We start from the raw sequence: 16,589 nt of genomic DNA on the forward strand, positions 1-16,589 counted from the left end.
CAGTGACATCGCGGTGACAGGGTGTGGTGGCAGCCGGGGTGCGGCTACCATGACCGGCACAAGGACGGACGGCGTAAGGGTGCCGTCCCCTGGGGCGGCGCCCGGTGCAATTCCGGGGCGAGGAGGACGGGCCATGGTGCAGAAGGCCAAGATCCTCCTGGTCGATGACCGGCCGGAGAATCTGCTGGCGCTGGAGGCCATCCTCTCTGCGCTCGATCAGACACTGGTGCGGGCATCGTCAGGGGAGGAAGCGCTCAAAGCGCTGCTCACGGACGACTTCGCGGTGATTCTGCTGGACGTCCAGATGCCGGGCATGGACGGTTTCGAAACCGCGGCGCACATCAAGCGGCGGGAACGGACCCGGGACATCCCGATCATCTTTCTCACCGCGATCAACCATGGTCCGCATCACACCTTCCGGGGCTATGCGGCCGGCGCGGTGGACTACATCTCGAAGCCGTTCGATCCCTGGGTGCTGCGTGCCAAGGTCTCCGTCTTCGTCGAGCTGTACATGAAGAACTGCCAGCTGCGTGAGCAGGCGGCGCTGCTGCGCCTCCAGCTGGAGGGTGGCGGGCAGGCGGGCGCGAACCGGGAGAAGGAGCCGGCCGGACTGCTGGCCGAACTTTCCGCACGGCTTGCGGCAGTCGAGGAGCAGGCCGAGGCCCTCTCCAAGCAGCTCGACGACGAGTCGGCGGACGCCGGAGCCGTGGCCACCGCCGCTCATCTCGAACGGAAGCTGACCGGGCTGCGCCGGGCGTTGGACGCGCTGGAACCCGGTACGGCGGGCGGGCCGGCCGGCCTCCCCTCGTAACGTCCGCCGACCGCACCGCCGCTCCTGAGCGGATGCCTCGGGTCGGCAATGCGCCAACTGGCCGGTGAACGAGGCGGTTCGGCGGTGGTGGCCCTGCTCGGGGCCACCTCGCCCGGTGCCGGTGTCGCGTCGCCCGGCCGGTGAGTGCGCGTCAGTTTGCGGCCGTTGTAGGGCGACACGGTCGGGTGAACCGGCACGCGCACGTGTTCACTGCCGCAGACACCGGTAACCTCGGCCCCATGGCCTCACGTACGTCCGGCAAGGGTTCCCAGGGCACCGCGGGCACCGCGAAGCGCGCCGGCCGTGCCCCGGGCCCGGCGAAGAAAGCCGCGCCCGCCAAGAAGACCGCGGCGAAGAAGACCGCACCAGCCAAGAAGGCACCCGCGAAGAAGGCGGTGGCCAAGAAGGCCGCCGCGCCCAAACCGGCGCCGTCGCCCACCGGTGGTGTGTACCGCCTGGTGCGCGCCGTCTGGCTCGGAGCGGCCCACGCCGTCGGCGCGATGTTCCGCGGCATAGGGCGCGGCGCCAAGGGGCTCGACCCCGCTCACCGCAAGGACGGCGTCGCGCTGCTGCTGCTCGGCCTCGCGCTGATCGTGGCCGCGGGTACGTGGTCGAACCTGCGTGGCCCGGTCGGTGACCTCGTCGAGATGCTCGTCACCGGAGCCTTCGGCCGGCTCGACCTCCTCGTACCGATACTGCTGGGCTCCGTCGCCGTACGGCTGATCCTGTATCCGGAGAAGCCCGAAGCCAACGGCCGGATCGTCATCGGGCTCTCCGCACTCGTCATCGGGGTGCTCGGGCAGGTCCACATCGCGTGCGGCTCGCCGGGACGCGAGGACGGCACCGAGGCCATGCAGGACGCGGGGGGCCTCATCGGCTGGGCCGCGTCCAAGCCGCTGATCTTCACCATGGGCGAGGTGCTCGCCGTACCGCTGCTCCTGCTGCTGACCGTCTTCGGACTGCTGGTCGTGACGGCCACCCCGGTGAACGCCATTCCGCAGCGGCTGCGACTGCTCGGCGCCAAGCTGGGAATCATCGATCCGGTGTACGACCCCGAGGCGCTGGACGAGGACGACGACGAGCGGTACGACGAGCAGTGGCGCGAGTCGCTGCCGGCCCGTTCACGCCGCTCGTCGGCCCGCCGCTCCGAGACGCCCGAGGAGTACGACCCGGACCGGGCGGAGACCGACGCGCTCTCCAAGCGCCGCAGGCCGCGCAGGCCCTCCGTGCAGCCGGCCATGAACCGCACCATGGACGCCGTGGACGTCGCCGCCGCCGCGGCTGCCGCACTCGACGGGGCGGTGCTCAACGGCATGCCGCCGTCGCCGGTCGTCGCCGACCTCACCCAGGGCGTCTCGGTGGACCGCGAGCGCGCGGGCACGCCGGTGCCCGGCGCCAGGGAGGCGGAGCCGGGCCGGAGGCCGGGGGAGAGGTCCGGCTCGCCCGCCGGGGGCGTGCCCGACCTGACGAAGCCGGTACCCGACCGCTCGGAGTCGCAGCCGCTGCCGCCCCGCGCGGAGCAGCTCCAGCTCTCGGGCGACATCACCTACTCGCTGCCCTCCCTCGACCTGCTGGAGCGCGGCGGCCCGGGCAAGACCCGCAGCGCCGCCAACGACGCGATCGTCGCGTCACTGACCAACGTCTTCACCGAGTTCAAGGTGGACGCCGCCGTCACCGGGTTCACCCGCGGTCCCACGGTCACGCGGTACGAGGTGGAGCTCGGGCCCGCCGTGAAGGTGGAGCGGATCACCGCGCTCGCCAAGAACATCGCGTACGCCGTCGCCAGTCCGGACGTCCGGATCATCTCCCCGATCCCGGGGAAGTCGGCCGTCGGCATCGAGATCCCCAACTCCGACCGGGAGATGGTCAACCTCGGTGACGTGCTGCGGCTCGCGGACGCGGCGGAGGACGACCACCCGATGCTGGTCGCACTCGGCAAGAACGTCGAGGGCGGTTACGAGATGGCCAATCTCGCGAAGATGCCGCACGTCCTGGTGGCCGGTGCCACCGGTTCCGGTAAGTCCTCCTGCATCAACTGCCTGATCACCTCGGTGATGATAAGGGCGACTCCGGAGGACGTCCGGATGGTGCTGGTCGACCCCAAGCGCGTGGAGCTGACCGCCTACGAGGGCATTCCGCACCTGATCACGCCGATCATCACCAATCCCAAGAAGGCGGCCGAGGCGCTCCAGTGGGTCGTGCGCGAGATGGACCTGCGCTACGACGACCTCGCCGCGTTCGGCTACCGGCACATCGACGACTTCAACCACGCGGTGCGCACCGGCAAGCTCAAGACGCCGGAGGGCAGCGAGCGGGAGCTGTCGCCGTACCCGTACCTGCTGGTGATCGTCGACGAGCTGGCCGACCTCATGATGGTGGCCCCCCGCGACGTCGAGGACTCGATCGTCCGCATCACCCAGCTGGCCCGCGCGGCCGGAATCCATCTGGTGCTCGCCACCCAGCGTCCCTCGGTGGACGTCGTCACCGGTCTGATCAAGGCGAACGTGCCCTCCCGGCTCGCCTTCGCCACCTCGTCGCTGGCCGACAGCCGCGTCATCCTCGACCAGCCCGGAGCCGAAAAGCTCATCGGAAAGGGTGACGGACTGTTCCTGCCGATGGGGGCGAACAAGCCGACCCGCATGCAGGGCGCCTTCGTCACCGAGGACGAGGTCGCGGCGGTCGTGCAGCACTGCAAGGACCAGATGGCCCCCGTCTTCCGGGACGACGTGGTGGTCGGGACGAAGCAGAAGAAGGAGATCGACGAGGACATCGGCGACGATCTGGATCTGCTGTGCCAGGCCGCTGAGCTGGTCGTCTCCACTCAGTTCGGGTCCACCTCGATGCTCCAGCGCAAGCTGCGGGTGGGGTTCGCGAAGGCCGGACGGCTGATGGACCTGATGGAGTCGCGCAACATCGTCGGCCCGAGCGAGGGCTCCAAGGCGCGCGATGTCATGGTGAAACCGGACGAACTCGACGGGGTGTTGGCACTGATCCGTGGGGAAACCGGTTCGTAAGGGTTTTGCGGGCAACCGTTTCGCCGGGCCGTACGTCAAGTTGAAGGGAGGGACAGCATGATGTTTCCTCCCGGGGCGGTCCGGCGAATCCGACTCTGTTCGAATCTGATGGCGTACAAAGTCCTCCCTCCCGGTTGCCCCACCCTTTCGTACCCCCCCTAGACTGAACACCCAGCAGGTGGCTCACGCTCGAAAGGCGCCCCCGTGTCCATCGGCAACTCCCCCGAAGACGACCGGCCTTCGATCGGTCGAGTGCTTCAGCAGGCTCGCATCGCCGCAGGTCTCACGGTCGAAGAGGTCAGCACGTCCACCCGGGTGCGCATCCCCATCGTGCACGCGATCGAGGAGGACGACTTCTCCCGCTGCGGCGGCGACGTGTACGCCCGCGGCCATATCCGAACGCTCGCACGTGCCGTAGGCACCGAACCGGAACCGCTGGTTTCGCAGTACGACGCCGAGCACGGCGGCCGTCCCGCGCCCACGCCCGCGGCCCCGCTGTTCGAGGCCGAGCGGATCCGTTCCGAACCCCGGCGGCCCAACTGGACCGCGGCCATGGTCGCGGCCATCGTGGCCGTCGTCGGATTCGTCGGCTTCACCTTCTTCAAGGGCGGTGACGAGCCCTCGACCGCCGGCCAGGTCGCCGAAGGCCCGACATCCGACAAGATCACCCCCAAACCGGCCTCCAGCAAGCCCGTCGACCCCAAGCCGGCCCCCTCGGACAGTGCCATCGCGGCAGCGCCCCAGGACAAGGTGACGGTCAAGCTCAGTGCGAGCCAGGGCAAGAGCTGGATCTCCGCCAAGGACCACAACGGCCGGTCCCTCTTCGACGGAACCCTCCAGCAGGGCGAGACGAAGACCTTCCAGGACAAGGAGCGGGTCGACCTCGTCCTCGGCGACGCCGGTTCGATCGAACTCTTCGTCAACGGCAAGAAGGTCGAGGACCAGTTCCAGCCCGGACAGGTCGAGCGGCTCTCCTACACCAAGGGCGACCCCGAGGTCGGCTGACCCCGGATCCGGCAGTTCACAGGGCGGCGGGCGCCCGGCCATCGTGCCGGGCGCCCGCCGCCTTTGTCACTCCCTGTAACGGTCGAACCCTGCACGGCGGGGCCAGTGCCGGGACAAAGTAGTCTTGAGCCCATGCCCGAACGCCGTACCGTCGCCCTTGTCACTCTTGGCTGCGCCCGTAACGAGGTGGACTCGGAGGAGCTCGCAGGCCGCTTGGCAGCGGACGGCTGGGAGCTCGTCGAGGATGCCTCCGATGCCGATGTCGCCGTCGTCAACACCTGTGGATTCGTCGAGGCCGCCAAGAAGGACTCCGTCGATGCCCTGCTCGAAGCCAATGATCTGAAGGACCACGGCCGGACCCAGGCCGTCGTCGCCGTCGGCTGCATGGCCGAGCGCTACGGCAAGGACCTCGCCGAGGCCCTGCCGGAGGCGGACGGAGTCCTCGGATTCGACGACTACGCAGACATCTCCGACCGCCTCCAGACCATCCTCAACGGCGGCATCCACGCCTCCCACACCCCGCGCGACCGCCGCAAGCTGCTGCCCATCAGCCCGGCAGACCGCCAGGACGCAGCCGTGGCCCTGCCCGGCCACGCCCAGGAGGCCACGCCGCCGCCCGCCGACCTCCCGGACGGCGTCGCGCCGGTCTCCGGTCCCCGGGCGCCCCTGCGCCGACGGCTGGGCACCAGCCCCGTCGCCTCCGTGAAGCTGGCCTCGGGCTGCGACCGCCGCTGCTCCTTCTGCGCCATCCCGTCCTTCCGCGGCTCCTTCATCTCGCGGCGGCCCTCGGACGTCCTGGGCGAGACGCGCTGGCTGGCGGAGCAGGGTGTGAAGGAGGTCATGCTGGTCTCCGAGAACAACACCTCGTACGGCAAGGACCTGGGCGACATCCGCCTCCTGGAGACACTGCTTCCGGAGCTCGCGGACGTCGAGGGGATCGAGCGCATCCGGGTCAGCTATCTGCAGCCCGCCGAGATGCGGCCCGGTCTGATCGACGTCCTGACGTCCACGCCGAAGGTCGCGCCCTACTTCGACCTGTCCTTCCAGCACTCGGCCCCCGGCGTGCTGCGCGCGATGCGGCGCTTCGGTGACACCGACAGCTTCCTGGAGCTCCTGCACACCATCCGGAGCAAGGCACCGCAGGCCGGTGCCCGCTCCAACTTCATCGTGGGCTTCCCCGGGGAGACCGAGGCGGACCTGGCTGAGCTGGAACGGTTCCTCACCGGCGCCCGCCTCGACGCCATCGGCGTCTTCGGCTACTCCGACGAGGACGGTACGGAGGCGGTCGGCTACGAGAACAAGCTGGACGCCGACACGATCGCCGAGCGCCTGGCGCACATCTCGCAGCTGGCCGAGGAGCTGACCTCGCAGCGGGCCGAGGAGCGCCTCGGCGAGTCGCTCCAGGTGCTGGTCGAGTCGGTCGAGCCCACCGAGGACGAGCCGCGTGCCGTGGGCCGAGCCGCCCACCAGGCGCCCGAAACGGACGGACAGGTGCTCTTCACCGCACGCGAAGGACTTGTCCCGGGCCGTATGGTCGAGGCGAAGGTAGTGGGCACCGAAGGCGTGGACCTGGTGGCGGAGAGCTGTGAACTTGCGGAGGTAGCCAGATGACCGGAGTCCCGGCATCCGCGGCAGACGGTTCCGGCGCGACGCCGGCCCGCGGCGGAAAACTGGGTGCTGCGGCCGTCAATCAGGCCAGCCTGTGGAACATCGCCAATCTCCTCACCATGGCTCGGCTGGTCCTGGTCCCCGGGTTCGTCGTGCTGCTGCTTCACGACGGCGGATACGACCCGGCCTGGCGTTCCATCGCCTGGGCCGCGTTCGCCGTCGCGATGATCACCGATGTGTTCGACGGGCATCTGGCGCGTAAGTACAACCTGGTCACCGACTTCGGGAAGATCGCCGACCCGATCGCGGACAAGGCGATCATGGGCGCTGCGCTGATCTGCCTGTCCTATCTCGGGGACCTGCCCTGGTGGGTCACCGGCGTGATCCTCTTCCGGGAACTCGGCATCACGCTGATGCGGTTCTGGGTGATCCGCCACGGTGTGATTCCCGCCAGTCGCGGCGGGAAGATGAAGACGCTGGCCCAGGGGACCGCTGTCGGGATGTACGTCCTGGCGCTGACCGGTCCGCTGGCCACGCTGCGCTTCTGGGTGATGGCGGTGGCGGTCGTGCTGACGGTCGTCACCGGCCTGGACTACGTGCGCCAGGCCGTCGTGCTGCGGCGCCAGGGGCTCAGGGCGGAGAAGGCCGCCGCGGCCCAGGAGGCCGCCGAGAACGCCGAGGCGGCTCTGGAGAGCGCCAAGGACGACGGGCGGGCCACTCGCAAGGCCTCCCGGGGTGCCTCTCGCGACGCTTCTCCTCGCGATGCTCATGGCTCCTCCCACGGTGCCGAGACTGCCGGGGCCGCCTCCGACGGGCCCGGCGACCCGGAGCGGGTGTCCGGGAACCGGGGCGCCGCGGAGGCCGAGCGGTGACAGCCGCGGCCCAGGTGCTGCGGCTGCTCGTGGGGCGGGGGGAGACCCTCGCCGTCGCCGAGTCACTCACCGGCGGCCTGGTCGCGGCGGAGCTGACGTCCGTACCCGGTGCCTCGCAGGCCTTCCGCGGGTCCGTGACGGCTTATGCGACCCCCCTCAAGAGTGAAGTCCTGGGCGTGGACGCGGAGCTTCTGGCGGCACGAGGGGCAGTGGACGCCGAGGTCGCGCGCCAGATGGCAGCAGGCGTACGCCGGGCGCTCGGTGCAGACTGGGGAGCGGCGACGACCGGCGTAGCCGGTCCCGATACGCAGGACGGCCACCCGGTCGGAACGGTCTTCGTCGCAGTCTGCGGGCCCTTTGACGCCGGGAAAGTGACCGCGTTGCGGTTGAACGGCGGACGGGCGGACATCCGTAGGAAGAGCGTACGGAGCGTGCTCGAACTGCTCTCCGGCGAACTCGGCGGGTACGCGAGCGCACAGGATACGGAACACAACGGGGGGAATTGATGTTTGCAGCCCTGAGTGAACACGACATCGCTCCCCGCACGGCCGCAGCGCTAGGCGGTACGGTGGGGCGTGAAGGATGCGGCTACGCGGTCCGAGGAGGGAGCCACCGATGATTCTGCTCCGTCGCCTGCTTGGTGACGTGCTGCGTCGGCAGCGCCAGCGCCAAGGCCGTACTCTGCGCGAAGTCTCCTCGTCCGCCCGAGTTTCGCTCGGCTATCTCTCCGAGGTGGAGCGGGGGCAGAAGGAGGCATCCTCCGAACTGCTCTCCGCCATTTGCGACGCGCTTGATGTACGGATGTCCGAGCTCATGCGTGAAGTGAGCGATGAGCTGTCCCTGGCCGAACTGGCCGAGTCGGCAGCGGCCAGCGATCCGGTACCTGTACCGGTGCGCCCCATGCTCAATTCCGTCTCCGTTTCGTCGGTGACGGGTGTGCCGACGGGGCGGGTGACCATCAAGGCGCCTGCGGAAGCGGTGGATGTCGTCGCCGCTTGACCCGCTCGGTTCGGTGTGACGCCGGAGCCCCGGTCCTCCCCTCAGCGGGCGGACCGGGGCTTCTGTGCGTCCGCGGGCCCGTGGACGGGGGTGTGACCGGGACGGCCCAGTGGCCTTCGGGCGGTCCGGGCCGGCCCGGACGACTGCCCGGTCCGGGGTGTTGGCGTGCTCCTTGCGGGCAGGCGCATCAATGAGAGCGGGGAATGAACGCTTCGAACATTTCCCCGGATGACCGTTTTGCTTCGTTTGTGCCATCGTGGTTGGTGCTGAACGGAACGGATATCAGATCGGAGACGTGCATGTCTGTGGTGAAGAGCCCGCTGTCCGAGGCCGACCTCAAGTCCGTGGGTGAGGCTCTCCAGGGAGCCCTGGTGGACCTCGTCGATCTTTCTCTGGTGGCCAAGCAGGTCCACTGGAACGTGGTCGGGCCCCGCTTCAGGTCGGTTCACCTCCAGCTCGACGAGGTCGTCGACACCGCCCGTCAGCACTCCGACACGGTGGCCGAGCGGGCCTCCGCGGTGGGCGTCAATCCGGACGGGCGGTCGGGGACGATCGCCAGGACCACGGCCATCGATTCCGTGCCTGAGGGCTGGGTCAAGGACGTCGACGCCGTGCGGACGCTGGTGGACGCCCTGGGCATCGTGATCGGCCGGATGCGCGAGCGGATCGACGTGACGGGCGATCCCGACCCGGTCAGCCAGGACATTCTCATCGCGCTGACCGCGGACCTCGAGAAGCACGCGTGGATGTTCCAGGCGGAGAGCGCCTGACCCGGTTCTCCGACCCGCTCGGCCGGTTGTCCGCCGGTCGGGCCCCATCTCAGCCGGTCTGCCCGGTATCGGGCGAAGGCCGGACCGCAAGACGCGAGGAGTTGCGATGACTGACGAGAGCGCCAAGGACAAGATGGCCGGCAAGGCCAAGGAAGCCATGGGCAAGATGACCGGCAACAAGCGCATGGAGTCCGAGGGCAAGGCGGACCAGGCGAAGGGCAAGGCCAAGGGCGCCATGGGCGAGGCCAAGGAACGTGCTGAGGGCGTCAAGGACTCCCTGTCCCGCGACGACAAGAACTGAGCGGAAGTGGCCGGAGCCCCCACCGGAAGCGGTGGGGGCTCCCCGCTGGAGGAAGGCATCCGGCGGGGAGGCCTGCGGCTCGCCGGCCGGTCGGGCGGGCGTGGTCGGCGGCGGCCGAGGGTGGGTGGCCGGTGGGATGTGACCGACCGGGCCAAAGGGGCGTGCGGATGCATGGTGCGCGCCTGTACTGCGCCGGTGTGCTCTCCCGCCGGGTGACCGGGCAGGGCTAGGGTCTTCCGTTCGGATCAGGGCGGGCCCACGAGCTCGGCACGTTCCGAACGACAGGCCCCGGGTTCGGCCGAAGGAGGCAGCCATGGTGCGGCGATGGGTGCCGGCGCTCGTGCTCGGCGGTGTGTGGTGGTGGGCGGTGCTGCGGCTGGTGCTGGAGCCGGCGCACGCGGGGCCCGTCGAGGGGGTGGTGGCGGCGGGTGGATGGGGGCTCAGCCTCCTGCCCGTACACGTGACCGAGACCGTCCGGCCGATGGGGATATTCGACGCGGGGAGCGGTCTGCTGCGGCGGTGTGCCGAAGGTGCGCGTGAGATGGTCCGGCACTGGCAGTCACTGATATCCGGCTCGTCGATACCCGGCTCGATGCCCGGCTCGATGCCCGGCCCGTCGTGGCGGGGGAGCGGCTGGACCCGGCTCCCTGCCGCCCTGTCCGGGGGGACCTCCGCCTGGTCTCGACGAACTTCTGCCCTGTTCGGACGGGCGAAGGGGCCTTGGCGGTGCGAGGGCCGCCGGTCCTGGTCCCTGGGCAGGGTGTGGCGCGCTACCAGGGCATGGCGACGCCGCCGTTCGGGCGGAGGATCTGACCGGTCATGAAGGCCGACGCGTCCGAAGCCAGATGCAGCACCGTGTGGGCGACGTCGTCGGGCTCGCCGACCCTGCCCAGTGGGGAAATGCGGGCCATCGTGGCCTCGGCCCGGTGCTGCTGCTCCGCGTCGTGGCGGGCGGTCATGGGGGTGCGGATCCATCCGGGGGCGACCGCGTTGACCCGGATGCCGTGGGGTCCCAGCTCGGTGGCCAGGGTCTTGGTCAGCTGGACCACCGCGGCCTTCGCAGCGCTGTAGCAGAGCAGGCCCGGGCTCGCGGAGTCGACCGCCCCCGAGGCCATCGTGATCAGCGAGCCGGGCGAGGTGCGCGCCAGCATCGTGCGAGCCACCTCCTGGCAGGCGTAAAGAACACCCTTGAAGTTGACCGAGAGCACACGGTCGAGGTCCTCGTCCGTGGTCTCCAGCACGCTGCTCGTATGCATGATTCCGGCGACGGCGGCCAGGATGTCCACTTCACCCGCGGCCGAGACGGCGGCCCGGACCTGGTTGCGGTCGGTGACATCCAGCGGATGGGTGTGGGCTTCGCCACCTGCGGAGTAGATCAGGCCGAGGGTCTCCAGGAGGCCCTTCTCGTCGAGATCGGCGCAGTGCACGGTGGCACCCGCCTCCGCCAGCAGGACGGCCGAGGCGCGGCCGATACCGCCGGCGGCGCCGGTGACGAACGCGGAGCGGCCGGTGAGGTCGTACGCGGCGAGTGGCATGACGGGACCGTACGGCGCTATCTGACGGATCGTCAACTATCGTGCGGTGGCTGACTGCCCGTCCGGGTCCTTCGTTTGGGCCAGGCCGGCTCAGGGAGTGGGGCCCGGCTGGCAGTGGGGGCACCAGTAGGTGGGGCGGGTGTCCTGCTCCGCCATGCGGATCGCCGTGCCGCAGCGCAGGCAGGGGCGGTGGGTCCGGCCGTAGACCCACAGGTTCTCGCTGGTGCGACGGTCGCGAGACACCGGAGCGGCGGCGGTCCGGGGGCGGGCACCGACAGTGGTGGTGCGGACCGGACGGTCGCGGTTGGCTTCCAGGAGCTGCTTGGCCGTGGTGACCATGAGGGCTGCGGTGGGTTCGGGGAGCCGGCCGACGGGGAGCCAGGGGGTGGCCCGGGCGAGGAAGCAGAGCTCGCACTTGTAGACGTTGCCGATCCCGGCCAGGTTGCGTTGGTCCAGAAGGGCTTCGCCGAGGGGGCGGGCGGGGTCGGCGAGCAGATTGCGCAGCGCGGTGTCGGCGTTCCAGTCCGGGCCGAGCAGGTCCGGACCGAGGTGACCGACCGCCTGCTCCTCGTCCTTCGTACGCAGGAGTTCGAGGACGGGGAGGCGGTAGCCGACCGCGGTGTGCGTGGCGTTGGCCAGGATGGCGCGGATCTGGTGGGAGGGGCCGCCCCGCCAGCGTTCGTCGGGGGCGTAGACACGCCAGGCGCCGTCCATCCGCAGATGGCTGTGGAGGGTGAGACCGCCCTCGACGCGGGTCAGCAGATGCTTGCCGCGTGCGGAGACATCCAGAACGGTACGGCCGGTGAGATCGGCGGTGGCGAACCGGGGGACGCGCAGATCGGACCGGGTGAGGACCTGGCCGGCCAGTGCGCTGTGCAGCCGCTTCGCGGTCTGCAGGACGGTGTCTCCTTCGGGCATACACCCATGATGCGCGGGTGAGCTTGCGGGTGCGGGTGCGGGTGCGGGTGCGGGTGCCTTGGCCTGGCGGTGGCGGTGGTCCTCGGGCTCAGGCGCGCAGACGCAGGCCTCTCGGGGTGGCGAGGAAGCCGGCTGACTCCAGGGTGCGGCCGAGCGGTGAGGTCAGCGACGAGGCGCCGTTGGTGCGCTCCACCGTGACGGTGCCGAGGGCTCCGGCCCGGGCCGCGGCTGCGAGGGCCGTCGCGGCTGCTCGGAGCGCGGGGTCGTCCGGGTCGGTCGGCCAGGCGAGCAGCGTCTTGCCGCCGCGCTCCATGTAGAGCGTCAGCTCACCGTCCACCAGGACGACGAGGGAGCCGGCCTTCCGGCCGGGCTTGTGGCCGGCCCCGGCCGGTGGCTCGGGCCACGGCAGGGCCGCCCCGTAGGCGTTGGCGGGATCGGCCGCGGCGAGGACCAGCGCCCGGGGGGCCGCGCCCGGTTCCGTACGGTCGCGGGCGGTGGAGGCCGCGCGGAGCCGGTCGACCGCGCCGTCCATGGCGAACTGTGCTGCCCCCAGCCCCTCCACGACGTAGCCGCGGCGCGCCTGTCCGTTGTCCTCGAAGGCGGACAGCACGCGGTATGCGGCGGAGAAGCCGCCCTCGACACCCTCGGCTTGGACCGCGCCGCGCGTCACCACACCGTGCCGGTCCAGGAGGGTGCGGGCCAGGGCGTGGGCCCGGTGTGTGGGTTCGGGTTCGGTGGAGGGCAGCAGGGACCACCGGCCCGAGACCGTGGGCGGGCCCGTGCGCGAGACAGGACGGGCCGAGGCGGAAAGAGAACCGTAACGGCCGCGTGGAACGTTGCGTTTGGCGCGGTGCGCGGTCGATCCGGCTGTGCGCCCCGAGCCCAGGAGCGCACGCAGCGGGGCGAGGGTGTCGTTGGTGAGGCGGCCCGACCAGGTGAGGTCCCAGAGGGCGTCCGCGAGCTGGGGATCGGTGGAGTCCGGGTGCGTGGTGGCGCGGACCTGATCGGCGATCTGCCGGAAGAAGAGCCCGTATCCCGCGCTGAGCGCGGTCAGCACGGATTCGTGCAGCGCGCTGAGTTCGAGCGGGCGCGGGGGAGGCAGAAGGAGGGGCGCGCTGTCGGCCGGGTAGAGGGAGAGCCAGCCGTCCTTGCCCGGCAGGGCCCCCGCGCCGGCCCACACGACCTCACCGGTGGTGGTGAGTTCGTCCAGGAGCGCCGGGGAGTAGCCGCTGACCCGGCTCGGCAGGATGAGCTTCTCCAACGCGGACGCGGGGACGGGTGCGCCCTGCAACTGCTCGACGGCGCGCGCCAGTCCGTCGACGCCACGCAGGCTGTTGTCGCCGAGATGCTGCCACTGGGGGAGGAACCCCGCCAGCGCGGCGGGAGGTACCGGCTCCAGTTCATGGCGGAGCGCGGCGAGCGAGCGGCGCCGCAGCCGCCGCAGCACCGTGGCGTCGCACCACTCCTGGCCGATACCGGCGGGGTGGAACTCGCCCTGGACGATCCGGCCGGAAGCCGCGAGCCGCTGCAGCGCGCCGTCGGTGACGGCGGTGCCGAGGCCGAAGCGGGCCGCCGCCGTGGTGGAGGTGAAAGGACCGTGCGTACGGGCGTAGCGGGCGAGGAGGTCGCCGAGGGGGTCCTTCACCGGTTCGGTGAACGCCTCGGGGACGCCGACCGGGAGTGCCGTGCCCAGGGCGTCGCGCAGCCGGCCCGCGTCCTCGATGGCAGCCCAGTGATCGACGCCGCCGATCCGGACCTGGATGGCGCGGCGTGCCGATGCCAGTTCGTCCGCCCATGGGGGCTCGGCCCCGCGCTCGGCCAGTTCCGCATCGGTGAGCGGGCCGAGGACCCGCAGCAGGTCGGCGACCCCTTCGACGTCCTTGATCCGGCGGTCCTCGGCCAGCCACTGGAGCTCACGCTCCAGTTCGGTCAGGACCTCGGCGTCGAGGAGTTCGCGCAACTCCGCGCGGCCCAGCAGTTCGGCCAGGAGGTGGGAGTCGAGCGAGAGCGCGGCGGCCCGCCGCTCGGCGAGCGGGGAGTCGCCCTCGTACAGGAACTGCGCGACATACCCGAACAGGAGCGAGCGGGCGAACGGGGAAGGCTCCGGCGTGGTCACCTCGACCAGACGGATCCGGCGGGCTTCGAGGTCGCCCATCACCTCGGTGAGCCCGGGTACGTCGAAGACGTCCTGGAGGCATTCACGGACCGCTTCGAGAACGATGGGGAAGGAGCCGAACTCGGAGGCCACCTGAAGGAGCTGAGCGGCCCGCTGACGCTGTTGCCACAGCGGTGTGCGCTTGCCGGGGCTGCGCCGCGGCAGCAGCAGCGCGCGGGCCGCGCACTCGCGGAACCGCGAGGCGAACAGGGCGGAACCGCCGACCTGGTCCGTGACGATCTGCTCGATCTCGCCCTTGTCGAAGGCCACATCGGCGGCACCCACCGGGGGCTGGTCGCTGTCGAGGGAGGTGTTGGCGGGAGGGAGCGGTGCGGCGGCGGGCGCCTGGGACGGATCCTGGGCGGGGTCGAAGTCGAGGAGGTCCAAGCCCATCATGTCCGCGTCCGGGAGCCTCAGCACGATGCCGTCGTCGGCATGCATGACCTGGGCGTCCATGCCGTACCGCTCGGCGAGGCGGGCGCTGAGGGCGAGCGCCCACGGGGCGTGCACCTGGGCGCCGAACGGGGAGTGCACGACGACGCGCCAGTCGCCCAGCTCGTCCCGGAAACGCTCGACGAGGATGGTCCGGTCGTCCGGCACATGGCCGCAGGCCCGGCGTTGCTCGTCGATGTAGGACAGCACGTTGTCGACGGCCCACGTGTCCAGACCCGCGGCCAGCAGCCGCTGCCGGGCGTCGTCCGGGGACAGCCCGCCGAGCTCGCGGAGAAAGGCGCCCAGCGCACGCCCCAGCTCCAGTGGACGGCCCAGCTGGTCGCCCTTCCAGAACGGCAGCCGTCCCGGAACACCCGGTGCGGGCGAGACCAGGACCCGGTCGCGGGTGATGTCCTCGATCCGCCACGACGTGGTGCCCAGGGTGAAGACGTCACCGACCCGGGACTCGTACACCATCTCCTCGTCCAGCTCCCCGACCCGGCCGCCGCCCTTCTTGGGGTCGGAGCCGGCGAGGAAGACCCCGAAGAGGCCGCGATCGGGGATGGTGCCCCCGGAGGTGACGGCGAGCCGTTGGGCGCCGGGCCGGCCCGTGACCGTACCGGCGATCCGGTCCCAGACGACACGGGGACGCAGCTCGGCGAAGGCGTCGGACGGATAGCGGCCGGCGAGCATGTCGAGCACGGCGGTGAACGCCGACTCGGGGAGCGAGGCGAAGGGCGCGGCCCGGCGGGTCACCGCCAGCAGGTCGTCTACCTGCCAGCTGTCCAGGGCGACCATCGCGACCAGCTGCTGGGCCAGCACGTCCAGCGGGTTGGAAGGGACCCGCAGCGCCTCGATGGATCCTTCACGCATGCGTTCGGTGACCACAGCCGCCTGCACCAGGTCGCCGCGGTACTTCGGAAAGACGACCCCGGTGGAGACCGCGCCGACCTGATGCCCGGCACGGCCGACCCGCTGAAGCCCGGAAGCGACCGACGGCGGCGACTCGACCTGGATGACCAGGTCGACCGCTCCCATGTCGATTCCCAGCTCCAGGCTGGAGGTGGCGACCACCGCGGGCAGCCGGCCCGCCTTGAGGTCCTCCTCCACCTGCGCGCGCTGCTCCTTGGAGACCGATCCGTGATGGGCCCGGGCGAGAAGCGGGGGCGCACCCTTCGCCGCACCGGACTCCGCCATGACCTCGGCGGGGGAGTGGGCCTCGGGCATCGTCTCGCCCGTGGCCCGTTCGTACGCGATCTCGTTGAGCCGGTTGCAGAGCCGCTCGGCCAGCCGGCGGGAGTTGGCGAAGACGATCGTGGAGCGGTGGGACTGCACGAGATCGGCGATCCGCTCCTCCACATGGGGCCAGATCGACGGCTTGTCCGTCTGCCCGGAGTCCGGGTCGGTGGCGGGGGAGCCGCCGAGCTCACCCAGATCCTCCACCGGTACGACCACCGACAGATCGAACTGCTTGGTGGAAGGCGGCTGGACGATCTCCACCTTCCGCCGGGGTGAGAGGAAACGCGCGACCTCGTCGACCGGGCGGACCGTGGCCGACAGGCCGATGCGGCGGGCCGGGCGGGGCAGCAGCTCGTCGAGCCGCTCGAGCGACACGGCGAGATGGGCGCCCCGCTTGGTGCCCGCGACCGCGTGCACCTCGTCGAGAATCACCGTTTCGATCCCGGCCAGCGCCTCCCGCGCCGAGGACGTCAGCATCAGGAAGAGGGACTCGGGTGTGGTGATCAGGATGTCCGGCGGCCGCGTCGTCATCGAGCGACGCTCGGCGGGCGGGGTGTCGCCGGAACGGATACCCACGCGCACCTCGGGCTCGGGCAGCCCCAGGCGCGCCGATTCCTGGCGGATACCGGTCAGCGGCGAGCGGAGATTGCGCTCCACGTCGACGGCGAGCGCCTTGAGCGGCGATACGTACAGCACACGGCAGCGCTTCTTCGCCTCGGCGGGCGGCGGGACCGCGGTCAGCTGGTCCAGGGCGGCGAGGAAGGCGGCCAGAGTCTTTCCCGACCCGGTCGGCGCGACGACCAGGACGTCCGACCCCTCGCCGATCGCCCGCCAGGCACCTTCCTGCGCCGCTGTCGGCGCGCTGAAGGCCCCCGTGAACCAATTGCGGGTCGCGGGGGAGAACGCATCGAGTGCGGAGCCGGTCATGTC

Annotated in this window: 12 protein-coding genes; 9 read left to right on the forward strand and 3 right to left on the reverse strand. The window is 70.9% G+C overall.

Annotated elements, in window-relative coordinates; genetic code table 11:
* The first annotated feature begins 133 nt into the window (after nucleotides 1–133).
* The 9 genes from OG446_RS28610 to OG446_RS28650 all read left to right on the forward strand — a co-directional run bounded on the left by OG446_RS28610 (nucleotide 134) and on the right by OG446_RS28650 (nucleotide 9,380).
* Complete coding sequence (locus tag OG446_RS28610; RefSeq protein WP_148021264.1) at nucleotides 134–811, forward strand: response regulator; 678 nt, start codon at nucleotides 134–136, stop codon at nucleotides 809–811.
* Nucleotides 812–1,050: 239 nt separating this feature from the next.
* The gene (locus OG446_RS28615) at nucleotides 1,051–3,825 is read left to right on the forward strand and encodes a DNA translocase FtsK (RefSeq protein ID WP_328896703.1); all 2,775 of its coding nucleotides are present in this window, start codon (nucleotides 1,051–1,053) and stop codon (nucleotides 3,823–3,825) included.
* 204 nt (nucleotides 3,826–4,029) lie between these two features.
* Nucleotides 4,030–4,830, forward strand: a complete 801-nt coding sequence (locus OG446_RS28620) for a helix-turn-helix domain-containing protein (protein ID WP_219573080.1) — start codon at nucleotides 4,030–4,032, stop codon at nucleotides 4,828–4,830.
* Between the two features lie 132 nt (nucleotides 4,831–4,962).
* Nucleotides 4,963–6,441: a 30S ribosomal protein S12 methylthiotransferase RimO gene (rimO, locus tag OG446_RS28625; protein ID WP_328896704.1), complete on the forward strand. Its 1,479-nt coding sequence runs from the start codon at nucleotides 4,963–4,965 to the stop codon at nucleotides 6,439–6,441.
* Nucleotides 6,438–7,310 carry a CDP-diacylglycerol--glycerol-3-phosphate 3-phosphatidyltransferase gene (pgsA, locus tag OG446_RS28630; protein WP_328896705.1) on the forward strand — a complete coding sequence of 291 codons (873 nt, stop codon included), beginning with the start codon at nucleotides 6,438–6,440 and terminating at the stop codon, nucleotides 7,308–7,310. The genes rimO and pgsA overlap by 4 nt, the downstream gene beginning before the upstream one ends.
* Nucleotides 7,307–7,816 (forward strand): CinA family protein, encoded by a 510-nt coding sequence (locus tag OG446_RS28635; protein ID WP_328896706.1) that lies wholly within the window; start codon nucleotides 7,307–7,309, stop codon nucleotides 7,814–7,816. The genes pgsA and OG446_RS28635 overlap by 4 nt, the downstream gene beginning before the upstream one ends.
* A 109-nt stretch (nucleotides 7,817–7,925) precedes the next feature.
* Nucleotides 7,926–8,309 carry a helix-turn-helix domain-containing protein gene (locus OG446_RS28640; RefSeq protein ID WP_148021270.1) on the forward strand — a complete coding sequence of 128 codons (384 nt, stop codon included), beginning with the start codon at nucleotides 7,926–7,928 and terminating at the stop codon, nucleotides 8,307–8,309.
* Between the two features lie 299 nt (nucleotides 8,310–8,608).
* Complete coding sequence (locus tag OG446_RS28645) at nucleotides 8,609–9,079, forward strand: Dps family protein (RefSeq protein ID WP_328896707.1); 471 nt, start codon at nucleotides 8,609–8,611, stop codon at nucleotides 9,077–9,079.
* Nucleotides 9,080–9,185: 106 nt separating this feature from the next.
* Entirely contained in the window at nucleotides 9,186–9,380 is a 195-nt protein-coding gene (locus OG446_RS28650) for a CsbD family protein (protein WP_328896708.1), read from the forward strand.
* A 770-nt stretch (nucleotides 9,381–10,150) separates the two neighbouring features.
* Here the strand turns inward: OG446_RS28650 and OG446_RS28655 are convergent.
* The 3 genes from OG446_RS28655 to OG446_RS28665 form a co-directional block, all read right to left on the reverse strand.
* Nucleotides 10,151–10,915, reverse strand: coding sequence for an SDR family NAD(P)-dependent oxidoreductase (locus OG446_RS28655; RefSeq protein ID WP_328896709.1), 765 nt, complete (start codon nucleotides 10,913–10,915; stop codon nucleotides 10,151–10,153).
* Between the two features lie 90 nt (nucleotides 10,916–11,005).
* Nucleotides 11,006–11,833, reverse strand: a complete 828-nt coding sequence (locus OG446_RS28660) for a DNA-formamidopyrimidine glycosylase family protein (protein ID WP_328896710.1) — start codon at nucleotides 11,831–11,833, stop codon at nucleotides 11,006–11,008.
* Between the two features lie 88 nt (nucleotides 11,834–11,921).
* Nucleotides 11,922–16,586 (reverse strand): Lhr family helicase, encoded by a 4,665-nt coding sequence (locus OG446_RS28665; protein ID WP_328896711.1) that lies wholly within the window; start codon nucleotides 16,584–16,586, stop codon nucleotides 11,922–11,924.
* Between the last annotated feature and the right edge of the window lie 3 nt (nucleotides 16,587–16,589).

The sequence above is a fragment of the Streptomyces sp. NBC_00236 genome (assembly GCF_036195045.1).
Lineage (GTDB): Bacteria > Actinomycetota > Actinomycetes > Streptomycetales > Streptomycetaceae > Streptomyces.

Coding starts and splice junctions, on each gene's coding strand:
- OG446_RS28610 (WP_148021264.1), top strand. CDS start 134: ATGGTGCAGAAGGCCAAGATCCTCCTGGTCGATGACCGGCCGGAGAAT.
- OG446_RS28615 (WP_328896703.1), top strand. CDS start 1,051: ATGGCCTCACGTACGTCCGGCAAGGGTTCCCAGGGCACCGCGGGCACC.
- rimO (WP_328896704.1), top strand. CDS start 4,963: ATGCCCGAACGCCGTACCGTCGCCCTTGTCACTCTTGGCTGCGCCCGT.
- pgsA (WP_328896705.1), top strand. CDS start 6,438: ATGACCGGAGTCCCGGCATCCGCGGCAGACGGTTCCGGCGCGACGCCG.
- OG446_RS28640 (WP_148021270.1), top strand. CDS start 7,926: ATGATTCTGCTCCGTCGCCTGCTTGGTGACGTGCTGCGTCGGCAGCGC.
- OG446_RS28645 (WP_328896707.1), top strand. CDS start 8,609: ATGTCTGTGGTGAAGAGCCCGCTGTCCGAGGCCGACCTCAAGTCCGTG.
- OG446_RS28650 (WP_328896708.1), top strand. CDS start 9,186: ATGACTGACGAGAGCGCCAAGGACAAGATGGCCGGCAAGGCCAAGGAA.
- OG446_RS28655 (WP_328896709.1), bottom strand. CDS start 10,915: ATGCCACTCGCCGCGTACGACCTCACCGGCCGCTCCGCGTTCGTCACC.
- OG446_RS28660 (WP_328896710.1), bottom strand. CDS start 11,833: ATGCCCGAAGGAGACACCGTCCTGCAGACCGCGAAGCGGCTGCACAGC.
- OG446_RS28665 (WP_328896711.1), bottom strand. CDS start 16,586: ATGACCGGCTCCGCACTCGATGCGTTCTCCCCCGCGACCCGCAATTGG.